Source organism: Pseudomonas fluorescens, assembly GCF_004683905.1.
Lineage (GTDB): Bacteria > Pseudomonadota > Gammaproteobacteria > Pseudomonadales > Pseudomonadaceae > Aquipseudomonas > Aquipseudomonas putida_A.
This window is the reverse complement of record NZ_CP038438.1, coordinates 2,235,006-2,259,299: the sequence shown is the minus strand read 5'-3', so window position 1 is coordinate 2,259,299 and position 24,294 is coordinate 2,235,006. Positions and strand designations below refer to the sequence as shown.

Here is a 24,294-nt window from a genome sequence, read left to right as displayed (position 1 = left end):
TCAGTCAGGCGTCTCGCACGCCCCGAACCTTAGTCAGCCGGGGCGCGCGCGAGTGCCATCTTTGTTCATGGAGCATAGATTGCCTGGACGATGCAGCCCGGCTAATCAGCGCACCGGCAGTTTAACGATCTGCGCAGTGCTCAACACATCGCCGAAGGTGTCTTCGACTTCCGCCAGCGCGGCCTTGTGCAGCGAATCCTTGTCGATAGACACGCCGTTGGCGCGGGTGATGGCGCGGGTCGCTGAGGCATCGGACGCGACAATCACGTTGTAGCCCAAAGGCGCGGCGTCCCGTGCGGCACCCGCCACGCAGGCGTGGGTCATCAGGCCGGAAATGATCAGGGTCTGGATGCCGGCCTTTTTCAATTGCTGGTCAAGGTCGGTGCTGGCGAACACGCTGACGGTGCTCTTTTGCAGCACCACGTCTTGCGGGCGCGGCTGCATGTCCGGGTGAAATTTGACGGTCTGGCCATCGATGGCAAACACTGGCGAGGCGGCCGGGGCAACGTGCTGCACGTGATACACCGGGATCTTGTGACTGTCGGCAAAGGTGATCAGCTCACGGGTTTTCGCCAGGGCAGCGGCACCGTCCGGGATCGGCATCCGGCCGCTGAAATATTCATTCTGGAAATCGATCACCACCAGTGCGGATTTGCCCGCTGGCAAATGATCAGCCGGTGTCGCGCCGGACATTGCCCGAATGGTCGGGTGGTTGTCGGCCATCGCTGCGCTGCTGGCCATTACACCGGAAAATGCACAAGCGGTGAGAAAACGACGAGTAAAGTTCTGCATGGGAAGTTTCTCTTGCGGTTGAGTGGATGCGCCAAGGTTACGAAGCCAACGTCAAACCGAACACAGTGAAACCGACACATGATCTGTGCCCTTTCTGCACAGATAAAGTCCACGCACTCAAACGTAGATCCAGATCAATAAACCGCACTTGCCACTGCACTACCCTGCCGCGCTTTTGCGACCGATGCCGCCATGAAGCCAGACCTCCCCCTCACCGCCCCGGAATTGCTCGCCCCTGCCGGCACCCTGAAGAACATGCGCTATGCCTTCGCCTACGGTGCCGATGCGGTCTACGCCGGCCAGCCGCGTTACAGCCTGCGGGTGCGCAATAACGAGTTCGACCACGCCAACCTCGCCCTCGGCATTCGCGAAGCGCAGGCACAGGGCAAGCGCTTCTACGTGGTGGTCAACATCGCCCCGCACAACGCCAAACTGAAGACCTTCCTCAAGGATCTGGCGCCAGTGATCGAGATGGCGCCGGACGCGCTGATCATGTCCGACCCGGGCCTGATCATGCTGGTGCGCCGGCATTTCCCGCAGATGCCGATCCACCTTTCGGTGCAGGCCAACACGGTGAACTGGGCGAGCGTCGAATTCTGGCAGCAACAAGGCCTGAGCCGGATCATCCTGTCGCGGGAGCTGTCGCTGGAAGAAATCGGTGAAATCCGTGAACAGGTACCAGGCATGGAACTGGAAGTGTTCGTCCATGGCGCACTGTGCATGGCCTACTCCGGGCGCTGCCTGCTGTCGGGCTACATGAACAAGCGCGACGCGAATCAGGGCACCTGCACCAACGCCTGCCGCTGGAAGTATTCGGCGCAGCAAGCCACGGAAAACCAGCTCGGCGAGATCGTGCAGACCTTCCAGCCGGAGCCGACCCTGGGCATCGGCGCGCCGACCGATCAGGTGTTTCTGCTGCAGGAAGCCAATCGCCCCGAGGAGTTGATGCCCGCTTTTGAAGACGAGCACGGCACCTACATCATGAACGCCAAGGATCTGCGCGCGGTGCAACACGTCGAACGCCTGACGCGCATGGGCGTGCATTCGTTGAAGATCGAGGGCCGGACCAAATCGCACTTCTATTGCGCGCGCACCACTCAGGTCTATCGCCGGGCAATCGACGATGCGATGGCCGGGCGCGAGTTCGACCGCAGTCTGATGACCGATCTGGAATCACTGGCCCAGCGCGGCTACACCGAAGGTTTCCTGCGCCGCCATGTGCACGACGAATACCAGAATTATCAGAACGGCAGCTCGGTGTCAGAGCGTCAGCAGTTCGTCGGCGAACTGACCGGCGAGCGCCGCGACCGGTTGGCCGAGGTTAAAGTGAAGAACCGTTTTGCCTTGGGCGATCATCTGGAATTGATGACGCCCAAGGGCAATTTCCACTTCGATCTGCACCAGTTGCAGAGTGCCAAGGGTGAGGCGATCGAGGTTGCGCCGGGGGATGGGCACACGGTGTACCTGCCGATTCCGGATGCGGTGGACTTGCGCTTTGGCCTGCTGATGCGCGACCTGACTCCTTGACCCCCTGAATTCCTCCCCTGTAGGAGCTGCCGCAGGCTGCGATCTTTTGACTTTATTTTTGAAAAACCAGATCAAAAGATCGCAGCCTGCGGCAGCTCCTACAGGTGCGCGTTGGATGTGATCAGAGGAATTCTTCACGCAACATCGCCACGAACGCCTCACGCGCCGGGTGCACGCCGGCGTTTTCGTGCCAGTAAAACAGGTTGTCGATCGCCGTCAGCTCGGGAAACTCATACCCCACGCATCCAGCGCCCTTGGCGTATTGCTCGAACACGCCTTTAGGTACTAATGCCACCCCGGCGCCAGCACTCACGCAACCGACAATCGCCCCGTAACTCGCCAGACTGACAATCGGCAGCGCCTGCCCCTGACGCAACAGCCAATGCTCCAGCGCCGCCCGATACGGGCAACCCTGCGGCCACATGAACACGGTTTTGTCCTGCAGATCGTGGATGTCGCGCACGGGGCCGAATGACGTCGAGGCAATCAGTAGCAATTCTTCGCGGTACATCGGCGTGCGTTTCAGTTGCGAGCGCTCGACGTCCACCGCGACGATCGCACCGTCGAGGCGATGGCTGACGGTGTCGTCGAGCAACTGACCCCAGGTGCCAGTGGTCAACTCCAGCGCCACCTGCGGATAGCGCTGGTGAAACTTGGCCAACAGTCGGGGCAAACGCCCGGTGGCCGAGGACTCGATCGCGCCGATACGCAGCGGGCCGGACGGTTCGGCGGCGGGATCCACCGCGCGCTTGGCTTCGGCGGTCAGCGCCAGAATCCGCTCGGCATACGCCAGGAACGTCTGCCCCGCCGGGCTGATCCGCAGCCCGCGCCCCTCGCGCAGAAACAGCGCCACACCGAGTTCCGCTTCCAACGCCTTGATCCGTGCGGTGATGTTCGACGGTACACAAAACAGCTTTTCAGCGGCCCGGGCAATGCTGCCCTCGTCAGCCACGGTCTTGAACATGCGGACCTGCGCCAGCTCCATACTCATCACTCAAAGTGAACATTCAGCGCAGTATAAGTCAGTTGTGGAGACTTGTTCGCCGCCCGGATACTCGGCGCATCAACCCTTGCGGTGCGCCGATCATGCCGTCTCCTTCTCCCTTGAAAATCATTCTGGCCACGGCCTTCGTGGTCGGTTGCTGGGCCTATTCGCCGACCGGCATTCACATCGGCCTGCAAGCCTACGACCCCGGGCATCTGGCGTTGCTGCGGTTTCTGCTGGCGTCGTTGTTCATGGCCGTGATCGCGGCGTTCAAGGGCATTCGCCTGCCGCAACCGCGCGATGTGCCGCTGTTGTTCGCCCTGGGATTTTTTGCCGTCAGCCTGCATCACGTGGCGCTGAACATCGGCCAGCAAAGCGTCAGTGCCGGCGCCTCCAGCGTACTGGCGCAGTCGAGCCCGCTGTTCAGTACGCTGCTGGCGCGTTACGTGTTCAAGGATCAGGTCAGTGTCTGGCGATGGGGCTGCGTCTTGCTGGGACTGGTCGGCGTGGTGATCGTGGTCAGCGCCGATCGGGGCCTGGGGCAGATCGACGCGCATGGCTTGCTGATCCTGCTGGCAGCGCTGTCATGGAGCATTTACTTCGCCCTGCAAAAACATCACGCCCGGCGTTATGACGGCTTCAGTCTGGCTTGTTACGCGGTGTGGTCGGGGACACTGCTGTTGCTGATTTATCTGCCGGGGCTGGGTGCGGCGGTGGTGAAAGCGCCGCTGCAAGTGCAGTGGGCAGTTCTGGCGTTGGGGGTGTTTCCCAGTGCACTGGCCTATCTGGCCTGGGGCTTTGTGCTCAAGCATGTGGACTTGAGCCGGGCGACGATGACGTTGTACCTGATACCACCGACGGCGATGGGGATTGCTTCACTGGGATTGGGCGAGCGACCGACGCTGATGGTGCTGGTGGGGTCGGCGGTGGTGCTGATCAGTGTGCTGGCGTTGAATCTGGAGCGGCGGGTGGAGGGTCGACCGATTGAGGTCTGATCGAGGTTTTTACTGAGGCTGATGACCCCATCGCGAGCAGGCTCACTCCTACAGGGGGATGCGTTCTACCTGTGGGAGCGAGCTTGCTCGCGAACGGGCCGGCGCAGACTATAAATATCTCGTGCCGGGTTAGCCTCAGCGCCTGTCATCCGACAACGGCGTCGGCTCATCCGCTGGCGGCACATCATCGTCAGCCGCCGGGTCCTTCCAGTCTTCCGGCCGATCAGCATCACTCAACGGATCACGTCCCGGGCTCATGCCCGGCGGCGCATCGTGATCGGCCAGTGTCGGCTCATCCGTGCCGGGCACCGGACGGGTTGGATCGGTCGGCAGCACACCACCCTGAAACAGCAAATCATTAGCCATGACACACCTCACCAAGGAGGTCCGGAGAACCCGGGCCATACAGCTTGGAAGCGTGCATCTGCAGGCGGTGCTATCGAGCAGACCAACGGCAATCAGCCTTGAGAACTGAAACGGTCGCGGCTGTTGGTCAGGTGCAGCCACATGGCCGCGCGCGCCGCGTCCGGATCCTGCCGCTTGATCGCATTCAGGATCGCTTCGTGCTCCAGATGGGCCAACTGCCCCAGCTTGCTCAGATCCGCCGCGCCACGCTCGGCGGCATTGAGCCGCTGACGTGGAATCATCGCGCTGCCCAGGTGCTGCATGATTTCGCTGAAGCAGACGTTGCCGGTGGCTTCGGCAATAAGCAGATGAAAACGTCGATCAGCCTCGACACAACTGTCATTGCTGTCCAGCAAACGCTGATAGTCATCCAGCGCCTGACGCATTTGCAGCAATTGCTGCTCGCTGCGACGTGACGCGGCCAACGCCGCAGCCTGCGTCTCCAGGCCCATGCGCAATTCCAGAATGCTGCGCACCCCGAGAGCGGTGTCGACATTCAGGCGCAAGCCCTGCTCGGCAGCGCGCTCGATGACAAAACTGCCGATGCCGTGCCGCGTCTCGACCAGGCCCGAGGCCTGCAACTTGGAAATCGCTTCGCGCACCACCGTGCGACTGACGCCGTGCTCCTGAACGATGGCGTTCTCCGACGGCAGCTTGTCGCCGGGCGACAACTGGCCAAGCAGGATGCTCTGGGTGAGTTTCTCCACCAGATCGTGTGCGAGGTTGTGTGCACGTTTGGGCGCAGGGGCGTCGAGGTCTTCTTGCATGATCGGTTCCGGTCATCGGGGCTTGTCGATCGTAGCACTGCGCGGTGGCTGACGAGATCGATTTTAGCGCTGAAACAGCCAGCAACTTGTATGACAACATTCAATAAAACGAAAAAAACCGCAACAACCAAGCCCTACGCCCTGTTTGAAAATTTGGATCGCGAACCGAAATGCACGTCTGATGGGTGCGATTTGAACCAATGAAAACGGGGACAAATCCCAAAAAGAAATAAAAAATCTGTTCACCAGACAAATTTAATCGCTCCACCCCACTTGTAGGACAAAAAATCCCAGTTGTATGATGTCTATCAACAACGCAGCATCCAGCCCTACCCCGCATAAAAATAATCAGTGGGAGAAAACCAAGTGAAAACCTCCGTCTCCGGGATGAACGAGGGCGTCGATTCGACACTCGCGTCCGCCATCTCGAAAGTGAAACGCCACGTCCTGCCGCTCTTCGTGATCATGTTCATTGTCAATTACATTGACCGGGTGAACATCGGTTTCGTCCGCACTCACATGGAACAGGATCTGGGCATCGGGGCTGCCGCCTACGGCTTCGGCGCCGGGCTGTTCTTCATCGGTTACGCGCTGTTCGAAGTGCCATCCAACATGCTTTTGCAGAAAGTCGGCGCGCGTATCTGGCTCACCCGCATCATGCTCACCTGGGGCCTGGTCGCCGCCGGCATGGCGTTCATCCAGAACGAAACGCACTTTTACATCCTGCGCTTTCTGCTCGGCGTGGCCGAAGCCGGGTTCTTTCCCGGGGTGATCTACTACTTCACGCGCTGGCTACCCGGCGCCGAACGCGGCAAGGCAATCGCGATTTTCCTCAGCGGCTCAGCGGTCGCCTCGCTGATCTCCGGCCCGTTGTCCGGCCTGCTTTTGCAGATCAATGGCCTGGGCCTGCACGGCTGGCAATGGATGTACTTCATCGAGGGGATGTTTTCCGTGGGGCTGTGTGTGTTCGTGTGGTTCTGGCTCGACGCCAAACCCCACGACGCAAAATGGCTGACCCGCGCCGAACAGGACGCACTGGTCAGCGCCATCGATGATGAACAGAAGGCCCGCGAAGCCGCGACGCCGATCCGCCCGTCGATGGGCAAACTGCTCAAGGACCGGCAGATCATCCTGTTTTGCCTGATCTACTTTTTTATCCAGCTGACGATCTACGCCGCGACGTTCTGGCTGCCGAGCATCATCAAGAAAATGGGCGAGATGAGTGACTTCCAGGTCGGGCTGTTCAACTCGATTCCATGGTTGCTGTCGATCGTCGGCATGTACGCCTTCGCCGCCTTCTCGGCCAAGTGGAAGCACCAGCAGGCCTGGGTCGCCACCGCGTTGTTGATCGCCGCGGCGGGGATGTTCATGTCCACCACCGGCGGGCCGATCTTCGCCTTTGTCGCGATCTGTTTTGCCGCGCTGGGCTTCAAGTCCGCCTCATCGTTGTTTTGGCCGATTCCGCAGGCCTATCTGGATGCACGGATCGCCGCGGCAGTGATCGCACTGATCAACTCGGTGGGCAACCTCGGCGGCTTCGTCGCGCCGACCACCTTCGGCCTGCTCGAAGAACACACTGGTTCGATTCAGGGCGGCCTCTATGGCCTGGCCGCGACTTCGATCATCGCCGCGATCATCGTCTTCGCTGCACGTACCACCCCGAAACCCGCTGCTGACCTCGCCGTGGCCGAGGCCGCGCCAAAGCACGCATGACTTCCTTTTTAAAGATGCTGACAAGGATAAAAACATGACCGCACACGACACTGCCAAAGCGCCAATCATCACTGACATGCAGGTGATTCCCGTGGCCGGCCACGACGGCATGCTGCTCAACCTGAGCGGCGCCCACGGGCCGTTTTTCACCCGCAATATCGTCATTCTCAAGGACAACGCCGGCCACACTGGCGTCGGTGAAGTGCCCGGTGGCGAGCGCATCCGGCAGACGCTGGAGGACGCCCGCAGCCTGGTGCTCGGCAGCACAATCGGCAACTATCAGAAGATCCTCAATCAGGTGCGCCAGACCTTCGCCGAGCGTGATGCCGGCGGCCGTGGCCTGCAGACGTTCGACCTGCGCATCACCATCCACGCGGTCACCGGACTCGAAGCTGCCCTCCTCGACTTGCTCGGGCAACACCTCGACGTACCGGTCGCGGCGCTGCTCGGCGAAGGCCAGCAACGCGATCAAGTGAAGATGCTCGGTTATCTGTTTTATGTCGGCGATCAACGCGAGACCAACCTCGCCTACCGCAGCGAACCGGACGCCGATAACGACTGGTTCCGCGTGCGTCACGAGAAGGCCATGAGCGCCGAAGCGGTGGTGCGCCTGGCTGAAGCGGCCCAGGCGAAATACGGTTTCCAGGACTTCAAACTCAAAGGCGGCGTGCTTAGCGGCGACGCGGAAATCGAAGCCGTGACGGCACTGGCCGAACGCTTTCCCGAGGCGCGTATCACGCTTGATCCGAACGGCGCCTGGTCACTGAAAGAAGCGATCCGCCTGTGCCGCGATCAACATAAGGTGCTGGCTTACGCCGAAGACCCGTGCGGTGCGGAAAACGGTTACTCGGGGCGCGAAGTCATGGCCGAGTTCCGCCGCGCAACCGGACTGAAGACGGCGACCAACATGATCGCCACCGACTGGCGCGAGATGGGCCACGCCATTCAGCTGCAGTCGGTGGACATTCCGTTGGCCGACCCGCACTTCTGGACCATGCAAGGCTCGGTACGTGTCGCGCAGTTGTGCCATGAGTGGGGCCTGACCTGGGGCTCACACTCCAACAATCACTTCGATATCTCGCTGGCGATGTTCACCCATGTCGCGGCGGCGGCACCGGGCGACATCACCGCCATCGACACGCACTGGATCTGGCAGGACGGCCAGCGCCTGACCAAGGCACCGCTGCAAATTGTCGACGGTTGCGTGCAAGTGCCGCAGAAACCTGGGCTGGGGGTGGAGCTGGACATGGATCAGCTGGCCAAGGCCCACGAACTGTACAAAGGCATGGGTCTCGGCGCGCGGGATGACAGCGTGGCGATGCAGTTTTTGATACCGGGGTGGACGTTCGATAACAAGCGGCCGTGTCTGGTGCGCTGAATTCTGATCTGCAGTCCACTGCCGTCCCTGTGGGAGCGGGCTTGCTCGCGAAGGCGGTGCATCAGTCAATATTTGAGTTGACTGACACACCGCCTTCGCGAGCAAGCCCGCTCCCACAGGAGGGGATTTGTGTCAGGCAGAGTTTTGTACCAGCCACTGCTTGAACGCCGTCATCGCCGCCGTCTCCGGCCTTGACTGCAAGCGCGTCAGCCAATAACTGCCGGTGGTGATTTCAATCGCAAACGGCTGACGAATCACGTCCGCCGCCAGTTGCCGGGCGAACATCAGCGGTGGCGCCAAGGCCACCCCGCTGCCCTGCAGCGCCGCTTCCATCATCGCCAGAGACGAATCGAACACAATGCTTTGCGGCGGCGCCGCGTGGGTCGCCAGGCCGGCGGCGTGAAACCACTCCGGCCATTCATCGGTGCGATAGGAACGCAGCAAGCGCTGTTGCAGCAGATCGCCCGGGGTATGCAACTGCCGGGCAATTTCCGGCACGCACAACACCGACAGTGGCGCATCCAGCAGACGCGTTGCCTCGATGCCGTGCCACGCTCCGGCGCCAAAACGAATCGCGTAATCCAGCCCCTCGGCGGCGACGTCGACCCGGTTGTTGTGAGTCGACAGCCGCAAATCTATGAGCGGATGTTTCGCCTGGAAGTCTGGCAGCCGTGGCAGCAACCAACCGACCGCAAAGGTTCCGACGGCACCCACGGTCAACATTTCCCGATACTGACCGCCGGCCAGCCGCTCGAGCATCTGCGCGATATGATCGAACGACGTGGTCAAAACCGGCAACAGGGTCTCGCCTTCACTGGTCAGCATCAGCCCGCGGGGCAGGCGTTTGAACAGGGTGACGTTGAGTTGCGCTTCGAGGCTTTTCACCTGATGGCTCACCGCCGCCTGAGTCACGCATAACTCCACGGCGGCACGGGTAAAGCTCAGATGACGCGCCGAGGCTTCGAACGCGCGCAGTGCATTGAGCGGCAGTAGAGGTCGAATCATGCCAAGTCCCAAATTTTTCTAATGGCTCATCCGAAATATCATCGTTTGTCGACGAGTGCCAGACTGCCTAAATTGTCGGCGCTGATCAGCTGCCCAACATTGCAATTGCCCGCAGTGTAGCGGGATATCACCCTCAACACTCATGGAGAGTGGTTCACTCATGTCCTTCATCACCCCGAGCAAATTCATTTCCTGCAGCGCTTTCGGCCTGTTTTTCGGCGCCACCGCGTGCATGGCCGCCCAGCAAACCGACGACCAGTTGCAGGCGCTGGTCAAGACCACCGTGACCCCGGTCATGCAGCAACAGAACATCGCGGGGCTGGCCGTGGCCGTGACCGTCGATGGCAAGGCGCATTACTTTAACTACGGCATCGCCGACAAAAGCACCGGGCAACCGGTGAGTGAAAACACCCTGTTCGAAATCGGCTCGGTGAGCAAAACCTTCACCGCAACCCTCGCCGCCTACGCCCAGGCCAGCGGCAAACTGGAATTCTCCGACAAGGCCAGCCAGCACTGGCCCGAGCTGAAAGGCAGCGCTTTTGACCACATCAGCCTGCTGCAACTGGGCACTTACAGCGCCGGCGGCCTGCCATTGCAATTCCCGGATGCTGCGGATTCTTCCGACAAGATGCTCGGCTATTACCAACAGTGGAAATCGACTTTTCCGGTCGGCAGCCATCGCCTGTATTCCAACCCGAGCATCGGCCTGTTCGGCTATCTGGCGGCGAAAAGCCTTGGCCAACCGTTCAATCAGGTCATGACTGAAACCCTGCTGCCGAAACTCGGGCTCAAGCACACCTTCCTGTCGGTGCCGGCGTCTGAACAAAAGCTCTACGCCCAAGGCTATGACAAGAACAACAAACCGATTCGAGTCAGCCCCGGCGCCCTCGACTCCGAAGCCTACGGCGTAAAAACCAGCGCCGCTGATCTGCTGCAATTCGTCCAGGCCAACCTCGACACCGCCAAACTCGAAACACCCCTGCAAAAAGCCATCGCCCTCACCCACACCGGCTACTACACCGTCGGCGACATGACCCAGGGCCTGGGCTGGGAACGCTACACCTACCCGATCAGCCTCGACCGCCTGCTGGACGGCAACTCGACGCCGATGGCCATGGAAGCGCACAAGGTCAAATGGCTGAATCCGCCACAACCTGAGCCGGCGAACGTGTTGCTGAACAAGACCGGATCCACTGCAGGCTACGGCGCCTACGTCGCGTTCGTGCCGTCGAAGAAAGTCGGGATCGTGATTCTGGCGAACCGGAACTACCCGAATGCGGAGCGGGTGAAGATTGCGCACAAGATTCTGGGTGAGCTCACCCGGTAATCGGACCATGAAAAATGGGCGACCTGTGAAGGTCGCCCATTTTTATTTGAGGGGATTGAAAACTACGCCTGTAGCTTCCAGCCCAATACATCCATCAGGTCGCAGCTGTCGCGCAGAGGGATTGCCAGCACCCGGGCGAAATCCTGCAGCAACAAGGCATCGTGGCCGATGCCGTCGCCGAGCGAGAGGGTTTCCAGCAGTTGAGTCACGCTTCGTAATCGGTAGGCGGCGGTGCCGTGGAGTACGTCTACCGGGGCTTCGCGGTCGATCAGGAGACAGGGGATCGGGCAGTCGATGCCGGTGATGGGGATATAGCGGGGTTTGCTTGAACTGGTGGAAATTTCAGGTGATTCGACATCCGTTTTCTTCATGGGTGAAACTCCAATGGGGATTGCTGAAAACGCTACCCATCTCACTTCCACATGAGGGTGGCAGCTGCACGCAGGTGTGGAAGACCGAGCCAATCACCCTAACCCGGCGCACTCAAAAGCGCTCCCGCGTACAGCCACCGTAAGGTCGCGATGTTGACATAAAAGATGTCGCCATGCGCATAACGGAGCTTGGTGAATGAGTCTGCAAACGGACTTCCACATCCGGCCGCTGATTTTGCAGCGGCCCGAAGAGGTTATCGGCGTTCGACCCAAGCCACCAGTTCACCAACGCCGCCGCGCGTTGAAGGAAATATCCGAGGAATTTGAAGGGTGTTGCGCAGCTCATTCTGGTGGGAATATGCGGCAACTATTTTCATGGGTGACCGGGTGAAATGGAGTATCTACACTCCATCGAATCAATCCGTGGCCGGGGATGACATAATGCGCGCCAAAGCTTTTTAACCGACTGACCCTCGAAGGGCGTTGTAATGGAAATCTACAGATTGAGGCTCACGAATGTCGGTCGGTTCGCCGATGTTAACGTTCGACTGGCGCCTACCCAAGAACACCCTTCTAACGTAACCGTACTGGTTGGGAACAATGGCGCCGGGAAAACCACTCTTCTTAAATCCTTAGCAAACTCGCTGAGTTGGCTGGTCGCAAGAGTTCGTAACGAGAAAGGCAATGGCAATCATCTGGCTGAGGAAGACATTCAGAATGGAGCTAACGCAGCATTAGTGTTGGTCTCTGTAATTGACGAATCGTCTACAACGCCCCTCCCTTCGGACTCCGATGGTGACAATAGCCTTTTTGTTTGGGGTATTGGCCGCGGGAGGCAGGGTAGAAAACACTCCATGCACAGCACGTTAGCGGATGCAACTCGCTTGGCAGACCACTATCGCAATCAACTGACTGCCAATGATAAGGCGTCTCTTCCACTGATCGCTTACTACCCCGTCGAGCGTTCGGTTTTGGAAATACCACTTAAAATAAAAACCAAACACACCTTTGATCAGTTGGATGGGTACGACAACTCTTTGAATCGAGGCGTCGACTTCCGGCGCTTTTTCGAATGGTTTCGTGAACGTGAAGATAGTGAAAACGAGACTGGAGTATCCACAAGCGCATTGTTGGAAATCTCCAAAAAGTTCGGTACTGACAGCGACGTTTGGAAAACTCTATCCAAACTGAAAGCTTCTTCCCGCGACCGCCAACTGACCGCCGTCCGCTCCGCCATCGCCGCTTTCATGCCCGGCTTCACCAACCTGCGCGTGCAACGCAAGCCGCGTCTACACATGGCTATCGACAAGGACGGCGTCACCCTCAACGTCGCCCAACTCTCGCAAGGCGAGAAGTCGATGATGGCGCTGGTCGGTGATATCGCCCGCCGCCTGGCAATGATGAACCAGTCGCTGGACAACCCGCTCCACGGGGACGGCATCGTGCTGATCGACGAAGTGGATCTGCACCTGCACCCGAAATGGCAACGCAGTCTGATCCGCCAACTGAGCGAAACCTTTCCCAACTGCCAGTTCGTACTGACCACCCACTCGCCACTGGTCATCAGCGACGCCAAGGATGTGCTGGTTTACGTGCTCAATGACGGTGAACTCCACGAACACAACGGCCTGTACGGACTTGATGCCAATCAGGTGCTGCTGGAAGTCATGGACACCGATATCCGCAACAGTGACGTTCAAAAACGCTTGAACGCGCTGCTCGAACGCCTGCAGGACGGTGATCTGGAAACTGCCCAGAAGCTATTCGCCGAACTGGCAGAAGAACTTCCGGACGGTCATATCGAACTGGCGAAAGCCGCGCTGTTGCTGCGCAAACTGGAGTTGCGCCGTGCGTAAGATCACCAAGGGAGCCGAGCCGGAACAACTCATCAGATGGAAACGCGCCAACACAACATTACGTTACCGGGACCTGCCCGGCGAAGAACGCGTGAGCGTGCGCACGGCCTGTATAGCGGAACAGTTCAGCCTTTGCGCCTATTGCTGCCAGTCCATTGCAGGCGACAACTCACATAACGAGCACGTTGAGGCCCAGGATAAAGCTCCCAATCGCACCTTGGAGTTCACCAACATCGTCGCCAGTTGCCAGCGCCAGAATCAATGTGGACATCATCGAGGCACGCGCCCACTAGATCTGACGCCCTTGATGGAGGAATGCGAGTCGGAATTGAAGTTTTATCTGTCCGGTAGAGTGACCGGCAAAACTGAACGCGCAAATTCGGCTCTGGAAATTTTGAATCTCGGTCATACCGAAGAAAGCAATCGCGGACTCATAGGGGCACGGAAACAACTGGTTGATCAGTTGATCTTTACAGGAGGCATGCAACCCGGTGACCTTGAAGATGAAGAGCTTCTGGGCATTCTCCTTGATGACATGCTGACTTCCAAGAATGGCCAGCTTGCGGCTTTTTCTCCGATTCTGGTCAATGTCATCCGTCAGCTCCTGCCCTGATGTTCAAAGTATCGTGGCCATTCCCGCGGACAAAAAAATGGCGATCGTTTAAGACGTTCGCCATTTTTTATTCAGAGCCTGCCTCAATCAATCATCCGGCATTTCCGGTGGCTTGCTCGGTTTCGCCGGTTTGCTCGCCTTGGCGCCCTTCTCGCCTTTCTTGGCTGCCGGTTCGGCGGCGGTGGCCTTGGTTTCGGCGACCGTTGGTGCGCTGATTTCTTTCTCGCTCGCCGGCAGCGCGTCAACCGTGTCGAAGATTTTCTTCAGGTCCACCGATTTCGCTTCATCGCCCGAGGCCGACAGTTTGGTCTCGCCGTCCTTGCCCAGCAGGAACACTTTAGGATACGCGCCGGCACCGAGTTTCAGCGACCGCAGCAAAGCCATGGTGTCTTGCTGGCCGAGATCCTTGCCATCGAGTTGTCCGGCCATATTGAGGATGGTGTAGACCTTGATGTTGCGGTCGGTGACGCCCTTCTTGTTCGCCGGATCTTCCAGCGACTTTTTCAACCCCACCCACACCGGGTCGACGGTGCTTTGGGCGATCACGATCAACGGTCGGGCCCGTCCCATATCCCCGGCTATGGGCGAGTCATTGTCAGCGGCGAACAAGGGGCCGGCAATCGCCAGCAAGAGTGTCAGGGTCAGTGACCTGATGAGCATGCGCATCTCCTTTTGATATCCACGCTCTAATGATTGCGCATCGCGGCGATTGTTCCGGGGTCGTGCCCGGCAAATATGTTTCGCCTTGTCAGAAGCTTAGGTCAGCCGCGTCATTGCGCAACTGCATCGGCGTAATCGTAACGCGGATTTGATTACCTTTTGTGAGCGCATTAGGGTGGTCATTCTGCCCACGAAATGGAGTTCAACCCATGCACATCGACTACCTGTGCGATCACCCGCATTTGATTGAGGAACTCGCCGAACTCAATTTCAAGGAATGGGGCGAATTCCGTGACGGCGATACCCTTGAAGCCCGCACCGAGCGGATGCGCGCGGCCTGCGGCAAGGGTGCGGTTCCCAGCGTGGTGGTGGCCATTGAAGACGACAGATTGCTCGGTGGCGCGCTGCTGATCGACAGCGACATGAAGATCCGCCCGCAACTGACGCCGTGGCTGGCGGGCGTCTACGTGAAAGCCGAAGAACGCGGACGCGGAATTGCTTCGCAACTGGTCAACAGGATCGTCGCCGAGGCGGCGACGCTGGGAGTGACTGAGTTGTATCTGTACACCGACGCTGCGCAATCGCTGTATGCGGGGTTGGGTTGGGAGGTGGTCGAGGATCTGGTCTACGAGGATTTGCCGGTGACCGTCATGAAATTCAACATCCTTCATACCGCAGCGTAGGAGCTGCCGCAGGCTGCGATCTTTTGATCTTGATTGTAAAAACGAAGATCAAAAGATCGCAGCCTGCGGCAGCTCCTACATCAGAACGCCAGTTTGTAGCCAATCAGCAGCAGCATGGTCGCCAGGCACGGGCGCAGCAATTCATCGGAAATGCGCCCGGTCAGGTGGCTGCCGAGCCAGATGCCTGGCAACGAACCCATCAGCAGAAAGCCCAGCACGCCCCAGTCCATGTTGCCCATGCTCGCGTGGCCCAGACCGGCAACCAGGGTCAGCGGCACGGCGTGGGCGATTTCGGTGCCGACCAGACGCCGGGTCGGCAGCAGCGGATAGAGGATGAACAACGCGACCGTGCCGAGGGCGCCGGCGCCGATCGAGGTCAGGGCGACCATGGTGCCGAGGATCAGCCCGGTGATCACTGTCATCACATTCAGGCGCGCGCCGCTCGGGTTGTAGTTGCCGCCCGCGCGTTTGTGGGCGAATTCGAGCAGGCGCTTCTTGAACAGAATCGCCAGCGCCGTGGCGAACAGCACGAAGCCCAAGGCCTGTTTGATGATCGCGTTCATCGCCTCGGGCGCGGTGTGCAGGGTGCTGAGAAACCACAGGGTCATGGCGACTGCCGGCACGCTGCCGAGAGTCAGCCAGCCAGTGATCGCCCAGTCGATGTTGTTGTTCTTCTTGTGCACCAGCACGCCACTGGATTTGGTAATGGCCGCGTACAACAGGTCGGTGCCCACCGCTGTTGCCGGGTTGATGCCGAACCACAGCAGGATCGGCGTCATCAACGAACCGCCGCCGACACCGGTCATGCCGACAATAAAACCCACCACCAGCCCGGCAATCACCAGGCCGAAATTTGCCAATTCCATTAAGACGTCCAGAAAAACGACAGGAAAAATCTGGCCCGCAGCATAGCGATTTTTCATATAACCACATATATCGATGCGGTCTATCGTTATGCCTTTGTTCAAATCCACATCATCTCTACTGTAGGAGTGAGCCTGCTCGCGATAGCGCCTCCGCAGACAAATCATTCGTGTCTGATAAAACGCTATCGCGAGCAGGCTCACTCCTACAAAGTCATGCGGTGACGCGCCGGCCCGGTTTGAAACTGTGATGCCGGTTGATCCACACCGTCGCCAGCGCGATCAGCGACAGGATCAACAATGCCCATGGAAACGACATCGCCCCCGCCCGATCCAGCAGCAACCCGCCAAACAGGCCGCCGCCGGCAATCGCCACATTCCAGGAGGTGGTGAGCATCGCTTGCACCACGTCCACATGCTCGCCGGCCGAATCCGCCGCAGCGGTCAGCAGCAACGTCGCCGAGCCACCAAACGACAGGCCCCACACGGCCATGCAGGTGTAGATCAGCCACGGCGACGGGGATATCAGCGCCAGCACCAGTGCGGTCACGGCAAACAGCACGAGGCTGATCAGCGTCAGCCAGCGCAACCAGCGGTCCACCAGCAGGCCGATGATCCAGATCCCGATCAGCGAACACAGGCCGAACACCAGCAGCACCAGATCGACGCGCTCGGCCAGCCCGGCCTGCATCAGGAATGGCGCGATGTAGGTGTAGAGAATGTTGTGCCCAAGCATCCAGGTCAGCACCACGAACAGCACCGGCCGTACGCCCGGCAGACGCAGCGATTGCAGCAACGGCAGGCGTTCGGCGCTGGCCTGGCCCGGACGGTCCGGCACCGCCAGCACAATCCACGCCGCCAGCACCAACGCCAGCGCCGACATGATCCCGAACGAAGCGCGCCAACCGATCAGGTTGCCCAGCCAGGTTCCCGCCGGGGTGCCCAGCGACAGCGCCACCGGGGTGCCGAGCATGGCGATTGCCAACGCCCGTCCCTGCTGGTGCACCGGCACGATGCCACGGGCGTAGCCGGCCATGATTCCCCACGACAGGCCTGCCGCCATCCCGGCCAGGAACCGCGACGCCAAGGTCAAGCCGTAATGGCTGGAAAACGTAGTCACGGTGTTGAACACCAGGAAGCCACCGACCGTCATCAGCAGTACCCGCCGCCGTGGCCAGCCCCGGGTGGCGACGGTCAGCGGAATCGCCGCGACAATCGAGCCCAGCGCATACAGCGTCACCAGTTGCCCGGCGAGCACTTCGCTGACCCCAAGCCCGGCGCCGATCTGCGGCAGCAGCCCGGCCGGCAGGGTCTCGGTGAGGATGGCGATGAAGCCGGTCATGGCGAACGCCAGTAACGCGGCATAGGGCAGTTTTTCTGTGCGGGTAGCGCGGTCGATACGGTTGAAGTCGGTGCTTGCGGAGTCGGTCATGACAGGTGCAGCTCCCTTTGGATCAATAGTAGCGATGGATTGTATACAAAAATCCCACGCACAATTTGATCAATGTGGGAGCGAGCCTGCTCGCGAATGCGGTGGATCTATCAGAGATTCAGCGCCTGGTAGATCGCTTTCGCGAGCAGGCTCGCTCCCACATTGGATCTCCGCACTTACTGCACCGGAAGGAAATTCAGGAACAGCAGGCTCTGCGCGTAGTTCAGGCCGATGCGCCGGTAGCGCTCATCAAGCATCTGCGCCAGCAGGTCGAGCCGCGCGACGATCTTGCCGAACTCGGTGGCGAAACTCAGGTTGCTGCCCTCCTCCGAGATTTCATTGGAGAACAGCAGCGGCTGGCCTTCCTTGTTCTGGCGCTGGGCCAGAATCCACGTGGCTTTCTCGATATTGCGCGCGGCGTTGTGGACGAAGGTCGGGTTGATTGCATCGGTCATGTAGAACTCGATGCGATTGCCGTGGGCGGTGACCAGCATGCTGCCGATGGCATAGATGAAGGCGCCGACCCGATCCCCGAGAAACTCCGGACTCATCGCATAGCTGAGCGCCGCCAGATCTTTGCGCCCGCCCAACACCGGTAACGGTTGCTGCTGCTCGACGGCCAGGCGCACCTGTTTCACCGCGGTGTTGATGTCGAGGAATCCCGATTTGCGCAGCTCTTCCGGGTTGCGCAAATACAGCTTGCCCATCAACCGATAAAGACTGTTGAGGTTGTCGCGCATCGCCAACGTGGCCATACGGTCGACGCTGGTCTGCAGGAATTCCTGCGGTTGACCGTCACGCATCTGAGCGATGAAACCGTTGCCCGTCTGGTGCGTGCAACCGCTGACAAACAGCGATGACAGACAGGCCAGCAACAGGCACGGGCGGCGAAAAAATCGGGCGATCGGGTGAAAAACTCTCGGCATGAATTCTCGAACGGGCACATTCCTGTGCGGCGGGCGTCGCCGCATCCTGGCCATGGATAGAGCCGCCGAATCCGGAAAAGTGCAGCGCTGGCACGATTTCCCGACCTTCGGCAACTATTTAGTATGACTTTATATTTGCACTAAACCTTTAACCGGCTATAAATTCTGACTCAACCCACAATTAGCATGACTATTACCCTGTTTTGAAAACAACAACAAAAAGGAAGGTCAACCATGCTTCAATCACGTCACCTGCTCTCCGGCCTCGGACTGTCCCTGATGATCGCCACCCTCTCCGCCAACGCGGCCGGCCTCAGCGCCGAGCACAAAGCCTTTGGCAAAACCAATGACGGCACGCCTGTCGAGCAATACATCCTGCGCAACAGCCACGGCATGCAGGCGACCGTCATCACCTACGGCGCCACCCTGCAATCACTGCTGGTGCCGGACAAACACGGCAAAGCCGCTGACGTGGTGCTGGGTTTCGACGATGTCCAGGGCTACCAGAAAGGCACGGCGTATTTCGGTGCGACCATCGGCCGTTTCGGCAATCGCCTCGCGGACGGCGCGTTCGAACTCGACGGCAAGCGCTATCAGGTGCCGCAGAACGACAAGTCCAACGCCTTGCATGGCGGTACTCAGGGTTTCGACAAGAAGGTCTGGAAAGCGCAGGAAACCAAGGACAAGGATTCCGTCGGCGTGACCCTCACCTATCTGTCGGCAGACGGTGAAATGGGTTTCCCCGGCAATCTCACCACGCAAGTGACCTATCGCCTGACCGACAGCAACGAGTTGCGCATCGACTATAAGGCCAGCACCGATAAACCGACGGTGCTCAACCTGACCAACCACAGCTACTTCAACCTCGCCGGCGCCGGCAATGGCGACATTCTCAAGCAGGTGGCCACCTTGCACGCCAGCCATTACACCCCGGTCACCGGCAAACTGATCCCGACCGGCGAACTGGCGCCAGTGGCCGGCACACCAATGGACTTCACCAAACCCACCGCCATTGGTACGCACATCAAGGCCGATCACCCACAGCTGAAATTCGCCGAGCCGAAACAGGGTGGCTTCGATTTCAACTGGGTGCTGGATAGCAAAGGTGATGTGAACAAAGTCGCCGCCGAGGTCAGCGATCCGCAGTCAGGGCGGCATTTGCAGCTGTTCACCAGCGAGCCGGGTGTGCAGTTCTATACCAGTAACTTCCTCGACGGCACGGTCAAGGGCAAGGGTGGCAAGGTCTATCCGCACTGGGGTGCGTTTACCCTGGAAACGCAGCACTATCCGGATGCGCCGAATCAGCCGGACTTCCCGAGCACGCGTCTCGATCCGGGGCAGACTTACAGCCACAGCGTGTTGTTGAAGTTCTCTGCGAAATAACACTTGCCTTGTGGTGAGGGGATTTATCCCCGATGGGTTGCGCAGCAACCCTGCTTCTTGGGGGCGCTGCGTGCCCATCGGGGATAAATCCCCTCGCCACAGGTTCATCGACCTCCATTGGAACCCCTGCGCTATCCTGCTGCCCACTAAGGTATGACCATCAGCACAGGAGGTTTGAATGCGTACCCTTGAACTGGCAGGCGTGCAGGTTCCAGTGATCGGCCAGGGCACCTGGCGCATGGGCGAAGATCGCTCGGCGCACAAGCGTGAAGTGTCCGCGCTGCGACAAGGTATCGAGTTGGGCATGTCCCTTATCGACACCGCAGAAATGTACGCCGAGGGCGGTGCCGAAAGCGTGGTCGGCGAAGCCATCGCCGGTCTGCGCGACCAAGTGTTTCTGGTGAGCAAGGTCTACCCGCACAACGCCAGCCGCACAGGCATCCCGCAAGCCTGCGAGCGCAGTCTGCGCCGGCTCGACACCGATTACATCGACCTCTATCTGCTGCATTGGCGCGGCCAGTATCCGCTGGAAGAAACCGTCGAAGCCTTCGAACGCCTGCGCGAGGACGGCAAGATCGGCCGTTGGGGCGTGTCGAATTTCGACGTCGATGATCTCGAAGAACTGGCCAATCCGGCCTGCGCGACCAATCAGGTGCTGTACAACCTGGAAGAGCGCGGCGTCGAATTCGACTTGCTGCCCTGGTGCCAGCAACAGCGCATGCCGTTGATGGCGTACTGCCCGATCGGCCAGGGCGGCGCGATGCTCGCCGAACCAGCGCTACAGCAGATTGCCGCTCGTCACAACGTGACCCCGGCGCAGGTTTCGCTGGCGTGGATTCTGCGTCAGGATGGGGTAATTGCGATTCCCAAGGCTGTGCGACCGGAACATGTGCAACTCAATGCACAAGCGGCGCAGTTGCAACTGGATGCCGGGGATCTGGCGGCGCTGGACCAAGTATTCAAAGCGCCACAACGCAAGCAGCGGCTGGCGATGGTCTGAGTCGCTGGGCGCTGGCGAGGGCTTCGTCATGAGAAGCACTGATCAGCATGACCCGTTCAACCTGCAGCGTTTCGTCCAGGCGCAGGACCCGGTGTTCGAACGGGTTCAGCGTGAACTCGGTGAGGGGCGCAAGCGCAGCCACTGGATGTGGTTTGTGTTCCCGCAGTTCGCCGGGCTGGGCGGCAGCGAGATGTCCCGGCGTTACGCCATTCAATCCGCCGAAGAAGCGCGGGCCTATCTGACCCACGACCTGCTCGGTGCGCGGCTGCGCATCTGCACGCAGTTGGTACTGAACATCCGCCAGCGCTCGATTGCCGAGATTTTCGGCCACCCCGATGACCTGAAGTTTCACTCCTCAATGACGCTGTTTGCGCAGTTCAGCGCCGAAGATTGCCCGTTCGCTCAGGCGCTGGAGCGCTACTTCCACGGCATCCTCGATGAATGGACCCTGCAACTGCTGGACTCAAAAAAGGCCCAGTTGCCCCCCGATCAGGGTTGAGAAATCGTCGTCGACAAACGGCAGAATCGCGTCCGCCACCGGTTGCAGCTGGCGGGTGATGTAGTGGTCGTAGTCGATCGCGGCGCGGCGTACTTCCAGCGGTTCCGGCCCGGCCAGGGTGATCACGTAACTGATCCAGCCGCCGTTCTGGTACTGCCGCGGGCGACCCTGCTGCGCGTTGTAATCGTCGGCCAGCCGCGCTGCACGCACATGCGGCGGCACGTTGCGTTCGTAGTCATCGAGGGTGCGGCGCAGGCGTTTGCGGTAGACCAGTCGTTCATCGAATTCGCCGGCCAGGGTCTTGCGTACGTAATCGCGCACGTAATCCTGATACGGCTTGCGCTGGAAGATCCGCTCGTAGAGTTCCTGCTGGAACTGCCGAGCCAGCAGCGACCAGTCGGTGCGCACGGTTTCCAGGCCCTTGTAGACCATTTCGTCACTGCCATCGGCGCGCGTCACCAGTCCGGCGTAGCGCTTTTTGCTGCCCTCCTCGGCACCGCGAATGGTCGGCATCAGAAAACGTTTGTAGTGGGTTTCGTACTGCAATTCGAGAGCACTTTGCAGGCCGTATTCCTCACGCACATGCTCGCGCCACCAGTCGTTGACGTGCTTGACCAGCGCCTGACCGATCTGTGCCGCTTCCTCCTGACCGTGCGCGCGACGCAGCCAGACGAAGGTCGAATCGGTGTCGCCGTAGATCACCGCGTGGCCCTGCGCTTCGATCAGCTGACGGGTGCGCAGCATGATCTCGTGGCCGCGCAAGGTAATCGACGATGCCAGACGCGTATCGAAAAATCGGCAACCACTGGAGCCGAGCACGCCGTAGAAGGCGTTCATGATGATTTTCAGCGCTTGCGACAGCGGTGCGTTGTGCTCGCGCTTGGCGGTCTCGCGGCCCTCGGCGACCCGCGCGACAATCGACGGCAGGCAATGCCGGGTGCGCGAGAAACGTGCACCGCGAAACCCCGGCACCGAATCGGCGTCGTCCGGGTGTTGTAAGCCTTCGATCAGGCCCACCGGGTCGATCAGAAAGGTGCGGATGATCGACGGGTACAGGCTCTTGTAATCCAGCACCAGCACCGACTCGTACAGCCCCGGCTGCGAATCCATGACGAAGCCGCCGGGGCTGGCCTGTGGCGGATTGGTGCCCAGGTTCGGCGCAACGAAACCCTGACGGTGCATCAACGGCATGTACAAATGGGTGAACGCCGCCACCGAGCCGCCGCTGCGATCCGCAGGCAGGCCGGTAACGCTGGCGCGTTCGAGGAGAAACGTCAGCAGTTCGGTCTTGGCGAAGATCCGCGTGACCAGTTCGCAGTCCTTGAGGTTGTACTTGGCCAGCGCCGGTTTGTCCTCGGCGAACATGCGGTTGATTTCGTCCATGCGCTGGTACGGGTTGTCGATCGCCTTGCCCTCGCCGAGCAGGGTCTGCGCGACATTCTCCAGGCTGAACGAGGGAAAACTCCAGGTCGCCGAGCGCAGCGATTCGATGCCGTCGATGATCAAGCGCCCCGCTGCCGAGGCAAAGTAGTGCGTGCGGCTACCGTGTTCGCGCCACTGCATCTCCTCACCGCCACGGCCGATTTTCAGCGGCACACCGAGGCGTCGCGCGTGTTCGTGAAGGATGCGCAGGTCGAACTGCACGACGTTCCAGCCGATGATCGCGTCGGGGTCGTGGAGGGCGAACCAGTCGTTGAGCTTCTTCAGGATCACGGTGCGCGAGTCGCAATATTCCAGATCGAAGTCGATGATGCTCGCGTCACCGTTGGGCGCGCCGAGCATGTACACCTGACGCTGGCCGCAACCTTCGAGGGCGATGGAATACAGCTCGCCGGTTTCGGTGGTTTCGATATCCAGCGAGACCAGCCGTAGTTGCGGTCGGTATTTCGGATCAGGTTTGAGTTGAGCGTTGAGCAATACGCCGTCAGCGTCGGCGCTACCGCCGAACAGCACTGGTGCGGTGATGAAGCGCTCCATCAGGTAGCGCTCGGGCGGACGCACGTCGGCTTCGAAGACATCGACACCGGCGCGGGACAGCGCGGTTTCCAGGCGCATCAACTGGCCATGTTGCTGGCAATACAGTCCGAGCACCGGGCGATGCTCGAAATCCTGCAGGGCCAGCGGGCGCAGCTCGACATTCTTTTCATCGTGCAGCAGACGTTCGGCCGCTTCGCGTTGTGCAGCGGGGATAAACGCCACTGACGTCTGCGGCGCCAGACGCACACGGCGCGGCCCGGCGTCGGTCGCCAGCCAGAACTCGACTTCGGTGCCGGCCGGGGTATCGCGCCAATGCCGGGTCAGGACGAAGCCCTGCTGTAAATCCACCACTGCAACCTCAGGAATTGAATCAGAGGGGCATTCTACGCTGCCCTTCAAGGGATAACCCCATTCCCTGTGGCGAGGGAGCTTGCTCCCGCTCGCCTGCGCAGCAGTCGTAAAACCAGGCAATGCGGTGCATCAGGCAAACCGAATTCTCAGGGTTTGGGCCTGCTACGCAGTCCAGCGGGAGCAAGCTCCCTCGCCACAGGGTTAGAGGTGAGCCGGAAAAACCGGCAAATGACGTTTTTTGCGTGCTATCTGCCGCTTTGCCACCTTGCCCTGCGCGCAAGGGTCTACGATGCTTGAGTAACAACGACAACACCTGAGTAACCGCCATGAAGACCGTCGCACAACTGCTCAAGCTCAAAGATCAGAAAAATCAGGAAGTGCACCATATCGATCCCGGTCACATGGTGCTCGAAGCGCTGATGAAAATGGCCGAGAAAAACGTCGGGGCCTTGGTGGTGATGGAAGATGACAAAGTGGTCGGCATCATCAGTGAGCGTGATTACGCACGCAAACTGGTACTGCACGGGCGCTCGTCAGTGGGAACACCGGTGCGCGACATCATGGTCAAGGACGTCATCACCGTGGACACCCACCAGACCGTCGACACCTGCCTGGGCATCATGTCCGACAAACGCCTGCGCCACTTGCCGGTGGTGGAGAACGGCAAGTTGATCGGTTTGCTGTCGATCGGCGACCTGGTGAAAGAGGCGATTGCCGAGCAGGCGGAACTGATCAAGCAGCTGGAGCAGTACATTCGCGGGGAGTGATCTACTCTCGTCCAGGCAC

General features: G+C 59.9%; 24 protein-coding genes. 13 read left to right on the top strand and 11 right to left on the bottom strand.

Going from position 1 to position 24,294, the window contains the following annotated elements; translation table 11 throughout:
- Nucleotides 1–105 precede the first annotated feature (105 nt).
- Nucleotides 106–792, bottom strand: coding sequence for a cysteine hydrolase family protein (locus E4T63_RS10100; protein WP_135295391.1), 687 nt, complete (start codon nucleotides 790–792; stop codon nucleotides 106–108).
- A gap of 192 nt (nucleotides 793–984) precedes the next feature.
- Between E4T63_RS10100 and yegQ the strand changes: the two genes are divergently transcribed.
- Nucleotides 985–2,319, top strand: a complete 1,335-nt coding sequence (yegQ, locus tag E4T63_RS10095) for a tRNA 5-hydroxyuridine modification protein YegQ (protein WP_135295390.1) — start codon at nucleotides 985–987, stop codon at nucleotides 2,317–2,319.
- 121 nt (nucleotides 2,320–2,440) lie between these two features.
- On the opposite strand, the gene E4T63_RS10085 is transcribed toward yegQ, so the two are convergent.
- The gene (locus E4T63_RS10085) at nucleotides 2,441–3,304 is read right to left on the bottom strand and encodes a LysR family transcriptional regulator (protein ID WP_135296914.1); all 864 of its coding nucleotides are present in this window, start codon (nucleotides 3,302–3,304) and stop codon (nucleotides 2,441–2,443) included.
- A gap of 101 nt (nucleotides 3,305–3,405) precedes the next feature.
- Here E4T63_RS10085 and E4T63_RS10080 point away from each other — a divergent pair, with 101 nt between their 5' ends.
- The gene (locus E4T63_RS10080) at nucleotides 3,406–4,299 is read left to right on the top strand and encodes a DMT family transporter (protein WP_135295389.1); all 894 of its coding nucleotides are present in this window, start codon (nucleotides 3,406–3,408) and stop codon (nucleotides 4,297–4,299) included.
- 135 nt (nucleotides 4,300–4,434) lie between these two features.
- Here the strand turns inward: E4T63_RS10080 and E4T63_RS10075 are convergent, their stop codons facing one another.
- Nucleotides 4,435–4,665 (bottom strand): hypothetical protein, encoded by a 231-nt coding sequence (locus E4T63_RS10075; RefSeq protein WP_007965409.1) that lies wholly within the window; start codon nucleotides 4,663–4,665, stop codon nucleotides 4,435–4,437.
- A 92-nt stretch (nucleotides 4,666–4,757) separates the two neighbouring features.
- Nucleotides 4,758–5,471 (bottom strand): FadR/GntR family transcriptional regulator, encoded by a 714-nt coding sequence (locus E4T63_RS10070; RefSeq protein ID WP_134785948.1) that lies wholly within the window; start codon nucleotides 5,469–5,471, stop codon nucleotides 4,758–4,760.
- Nucleotides 5,472–5,837: 366 nt separating this feature from the next.
- Here E4T63_RS10070 and E4T63_RS10065 point away from each other — a divergent pair, with 366 nt between their 5' ends.
- Both E4T63_RS10065 and gudD read left to right on the top strand, forming a co-directional pair.
- Nucleotides 5,838–7,184 carry an MFS transporter gene (locus E4T63_RS10065; RefSeq protein WP_134785947.1) on the top strand — a complete coding sequence of 449 codons (1,347 nt, stop codon included), beginning with the start codon at nucleotides 5,838–5,840 and terminating at the stop codon, nucleotides 7,182–7,184.
- A gap of 34 nt (nucleotides 7,185–7,218) precedes the next feature.
- Complete coding sequence (gene gudD / locus E4T63_RS10060) at nucleotides 7,219–8,562, top strand: glucarate dehydratase (RefSeq protein ID WP_135295388.1); 1,344 nt, start codon at nucleotides 7,219–7,221, stop codon at nucleotides 8,560–8,562.
- A gap of 132 nt (nucleotides 8,563–8,694) precedes the next feature.
- Here gudD and E4T63_RS10055 read toward each other — a convergent pair whose 3' ends face one another.
- On the bottom strand, nucleotides 8,695–9,567 hold the full coding sequence (locus tag E4T63_RS10055; protein WP_134785945.1) for a LysR family transcriptional regulator: 873 nt from the start codon (nucleotides 9,565–9,567) through the stop codon (nucleotides 8,695–8,697).
- 160 nt (nucleotides 9,568–9,727) lie between these two features.
- On the opposite strand from E4T63_RS10055, the gene ampC reads away from it, so the two are divergent.
- A complete protein-coding gene (gene ampC, locus E4T63_RS10050) occupies nucleotides 9,728–10,894 on the top strand; it encodes a class C beta-lactamase (protein ID WP_135295387.1) in 1,167 nt (388 codons plus the stop codon).
- A 62-nt stretch (nucleotides 10,895–10,956) separates the two neighbouring features.
- On the opposite strand, the gene E4T63_RS10045 is transcribed toward ampC, so the two are convergent.
- Nucleotides 10,957–11,265 carry a hypothetical protein gene (locus E4T63_RS10045; protein WP_135295386.1) on the bottom strand — a complete coding sequence of 103 codons (309 nt, stop codon included), beginning with the start codon at nucleotides 11,263–11,265 and terminating at the stop codon, nucleotides 10,957–10,959.
- Between the two features lie 196 nt (nucleotides 11,266–11,461).
- On the opposite strand from E4T63_RS10045, the gene E4T63_RS10040 reads away from it, so the two are divergent.
- From E4T63_RS10040 to E4T63_RS10030, 3 genes are all read left to right on the top strand, one after another.
- The gene (locus E4T63_RS10040; RefSeq protein ID WP_135295385.1) at nucleotides 11,462–11,656 is read left to right on the top strand and encodes a hypothetical protein; all 195 of its coding nucleotides are present in this window, start codon (nucleotides 11,462–11,464) and stop codon (nucleotides 11,654–11,656) included.
- A gap of 97 nt (nucleotides 11,657–11,753) precedes the next feature.
- On the top strand, nucleotides 11,754–13,121 hold the full coding sequence (locus tag E4T63_RS10035; protein ID WP_134785941.1) for an AAA family ATPase: 1,368 nt from the start codon (nucleotides 11,754–11,756) through the stop codon (nucleotides 13,119–13,121).
- Nucleotides 13,114–13,734, top strand: coding sequence for a retron system putative HNH endonuclease (locus E4T63_RS10030; RefSeq protein WP_135295384.1), 621 nt, complete (start codon nucleotides 13,114–13,116; stop codon nucleotides 13,732–13,734). Before E4T63_RS10035 ends, E4T63_RS10030 begins: the two co-directional genes overlap by 8 nt.
- Before the next feature lie 87 nt (nucleotides 13,735–13,821).
- On the opposite strand, the gene E4T63_RS10025 is transcribed toward E4T63_RS10030, so the two are convergent.
- Nucleotides 13,822–14,394: a DUF4174 domain-containing protein gene (locus E4T63_RS10025; protein ID WP_047291537.1), complete on the bottom strand. Its 573-nt coding sequence runs from the start codon at nucleotides 14,392–14,394 to the stop codon at nucleotides 13,822–13,824.
- A 209-nt stretch (nucleotides 14,395–14,603) separates the two neighbouring features.
- Here E4T63_RS10025 and E4T63_RS10020 point away from each other — a divergent pair, with 209 nt between their 5' ends.
- The gene (locus E4T63_RS10020; protein WP_135295383.1) at nucleotides 14,604–15,077 is read left to right on the top strand and encodes a GNAT family N-acetyltransferase; all 474 of its coding nucleotides are present in this window, start codon (nucleotides 14,604–14,606) and stop codon (nucleotides 15,075–15,077) included.
- 80 nt (nucleotides 15,078–15,157) lie between these two features.
- On the opposite strand, the gene E4T63_RS10010 is transcribed toward E4T63_RS10020, so the two are convergent.
- From E4T63_RS10010 to E4T63_RS10000, 3 genes are all read right to left on the bottom strand, one after another.
- Complete coding sequence (locus tag E4T63_RS10010) at nucleotides 15,158–15,943, bottom strand: sulfite exporter TauE/SafE family protein (RefSeq protein ID WP_064586898.1); 786 nt, start codon at nucleotides 15,941–15,943, stop codon at nucleotides 15,158–15,160.
- A gap of 211 nt (nucleotides 15,944–16,154) precedes the next feature.
- Nucleotides 16,155–17,372, bottom strand: a complete 1,218-nt coding sequence (locus tag E4T63_RS10005; protein WP_135295382.1) for an MFS transporter — start codon at nucleotides 17,370–17,372, stop codon at nucleotides 16,155–16,157.
- A gap of 176 nt (nucleotides 17,373–17,548) precedes the next feature.
- Nucleotides 17,549–18,298 (bottom strand): hypothetical protein, encoded by a 750-nt coding sequence (locus tag E4T63_RS10000; protein ID WP_027613880.1) that lies wholly within the window; start codon nucleotides 18,296–18,298, stop codon nucleotides 17,549–17,551.
- Nucleotides 18,299–18,532: 234 nt separating this feature from the next.
- Between E4T63_RS10000 and E4T63_RS09995 the strand changes: the two genes are divergently transcribed.
- From E4T63_RS09995 to E4T63_RS09985, 3 genes are all read left to right on the top strand, one after another.
- Nucleotides 18,533–19,681: an aldose epimerase family protein gene (locus tag E4T63_RS09995; RefSeq protein ID WP_135295381.1), complete on the top strand. Its 1,149-nt coding sequence runs from the start codon at nucleotides 18,533–18,535 to the stop codon at nucleotides 19,679–19,681.
- 178 nt (nucleotides 19,682–19,859) lie between these two features.
- Nucleotides 19,860–20,681, top strand: coding sequence for an aldo/keto reductase (locus tag E4T63_RS09990; RefSeq protein WP_135295380.1), 822 nt, complete (start codon nucleotides 19,860–19,862; stop codon nucleotides 20,679–20,681).
- Nucleotides 20,682–20,709: 28 nt separating this feature from the next.
- A complete protein-coding gene (locus tag E4T63_RS09985; protein WP_135295379.1) occupies nucleotides 20,710–21,180 on the top strand; it encodes a DUF1810 domain-containing protein in 471 nt (156 codons plus the stop codon).
- Here the strand turns inward: E4T63_RS09985 and E4T63_RS09980 are convergent.
- Complete coding sequence (locus E4T63_RS09980; RefSeq protein WP_167797069.1) at nucleotides 21,145–23,505, bottom strand: DNA polymerase II; 2,361 nt, start codon at nucleotides 23,503–23,505, stop codon at nucleotides 21,145–21,147. The genes E4T63_RS09985 and E4T63_RS09980 overlap by 36 nt on opposite strands.
- Nucleotides 23,506–23,834: 329 nt before the next feature.
- Between E4T63_RS09980 and E4T63_RS09975 the strand changes: the two genes are divergently transcribed.
- Complete coding sequence (locus tag E4T63_RS09975) at nucleotides 23,835–24,275, top strand: CBS domain-containing protein (RefSeq protein ID WP_027613875.1); 441 nt, start codon at nucleotides 23,835–23,837, stop codon at nucleotides 24,273–24,275.
- Nucleotides 24,276–24,294: the final 19 nt, after the last annotated feature.

Bases quoted from the DNA above. Each gene is read 5' to 3' on its own strand.
- E4T63_RS10100 (WP_135295391.1), bottom strand. From the start codon at position 792: ATGCAGAACTTTACTCGTCGTTTTCTCACCGCTTGTGCATTTTCCGGT.
- yegQ (WP_135295390.1), top strand. From the start codon at position 985: ATGAAGCCAGACCTCCCCCTCACCGCCCCGGAATTGCTCGCCCCTGCC.
- E4T63_RS10085 (WP_135296914.1), bottom strand. From the start codon at position 3,304: ATGGAGCTGGCGCAGGTCCGCATGTTCAAGACCGTGGCTGACGAGGGC.
- E4T63_RS10080 (WP_135295389.1), top strand. From the start codon at position 3,406: ATGCCGTCTCCTTCTCCCTTGAAAATCATTCTGGCCACGGCCTTCGTG.
- E4T63_RS10075 (WP_007965409.1), bottom strand. From the start codon at position 4,665: ATGGCTAATGATTTGCTGTTTCAGGGTGGTGTGCTGCCGACCGATCCA.
- E4T63_RS10070 (WP_134785948.1), bottom strand. From the start codon at position 5,471: ATGCAAGAAGACCTCGACGCCCCTGCGCCCAAACGTGCACACAACCTC.
- gudD (WP_135295388.1), top strand. From the start codon at position 7,219: ATGACCGCACACGACACTGCCAAAGCGCCAATCATCACTGACATGCAG.
- E4T63_RS10055 (WP_134785945.1), bottom strand. From the start codon at position 9,567: ATGATTCGACCTCTACTGCCGCTCAATGCACTGCGCGCGTTCGAAGCC.
- ampC (WP_135295387.1), top strand. From the start codon at position 9,728: ATGTCCTTCATCACCCCGAGCAAATTCATTTCCTGCAGCGCTTTCGGC.
- E4T63_RS10045 (WP_135295386.1), bottom strand. From the start codon at position 11,265: ATGAAGAAAACGGATGTCGAATCACCTGAAATTTCCACCAGTTCAAGC.
- E4T63_RS10040 (WP_135295385.1), top strand. From the start codon at position 11,462: ATGAGTCTGCAAACGGACTTCCACATCCGGCCGCTGATTTTGCAGCGG.
- E4T63_RS10035 (WP_134785941.1), top strand. From the start codon at position 11,754: ATGGAAATCTACAGATTGAGGCTCACGAATGTCGGTCGGTTCGCCGAT.
- E4T63_RS10025 (WP_047291537.1), bottom strand. From the start codon at position 14,394: ATGCTCATCAGGTCACTGACCCTGACACTCTTGCTGGCGATTGCCGGC.
- E4T63_RS10020 (WP_135295383.1), top strand. From the start codon at position 14,604: ATGCACATCGACTACCTGTGCGATCACCCGCATTTGATTGAGGAACTC.
- E4T63_RS10010 (WP_064586898.1), bottom strand. From the start codon at position 15,943: ATGGAATTGGCAAATTTCGGCCTGGTGATTGCCGGGCTGGTGGTGGGT.
- E4T63_RS10005 (WP_135295382.1), bottom strand. From the start codon at position 17,372: ATGACCGACTCCGCAAGCACCGACTTCAACCGTATCGACCGCGCTACC.
- E4T63_RS10000 (WP_027613880.1), bottom strand. From the start codon at position 18,298: ATGCCGAGAGTTTTTCACCCGATCGCCCGATTTTTTCGCCGCCCGTGC.
- E4T63_RS09995 (WP_135295381.1), top strand. From the start codon at position 18,533: ATGCTTCAATCACGTCACCTGCTCTCCGGCCTCGGACTGTCCCTGATG.
- E4T63_RS09990 (WP_135295380.1), top strand. From the start codon at position 19,860: ATGCGTACCCTTGAACTGGCAGGCGTGCAGGTTCCAGTGATCGGCCAG.
- E4T63_RS09985 (WP_135295379.1), top strand. From the start codon at position 20,710: ATGAGAAGCACTGATCAGCATGACCCGTTCAACCTGCAGCGTTTCGTC.
- E4T63_RS09975 (WP_027613875.1), top strand. From the start codon at position 23,835: ATGAAGACCGTCGCACAACTGCTCAAGCTCAAAGATCAGAAAAATCAG.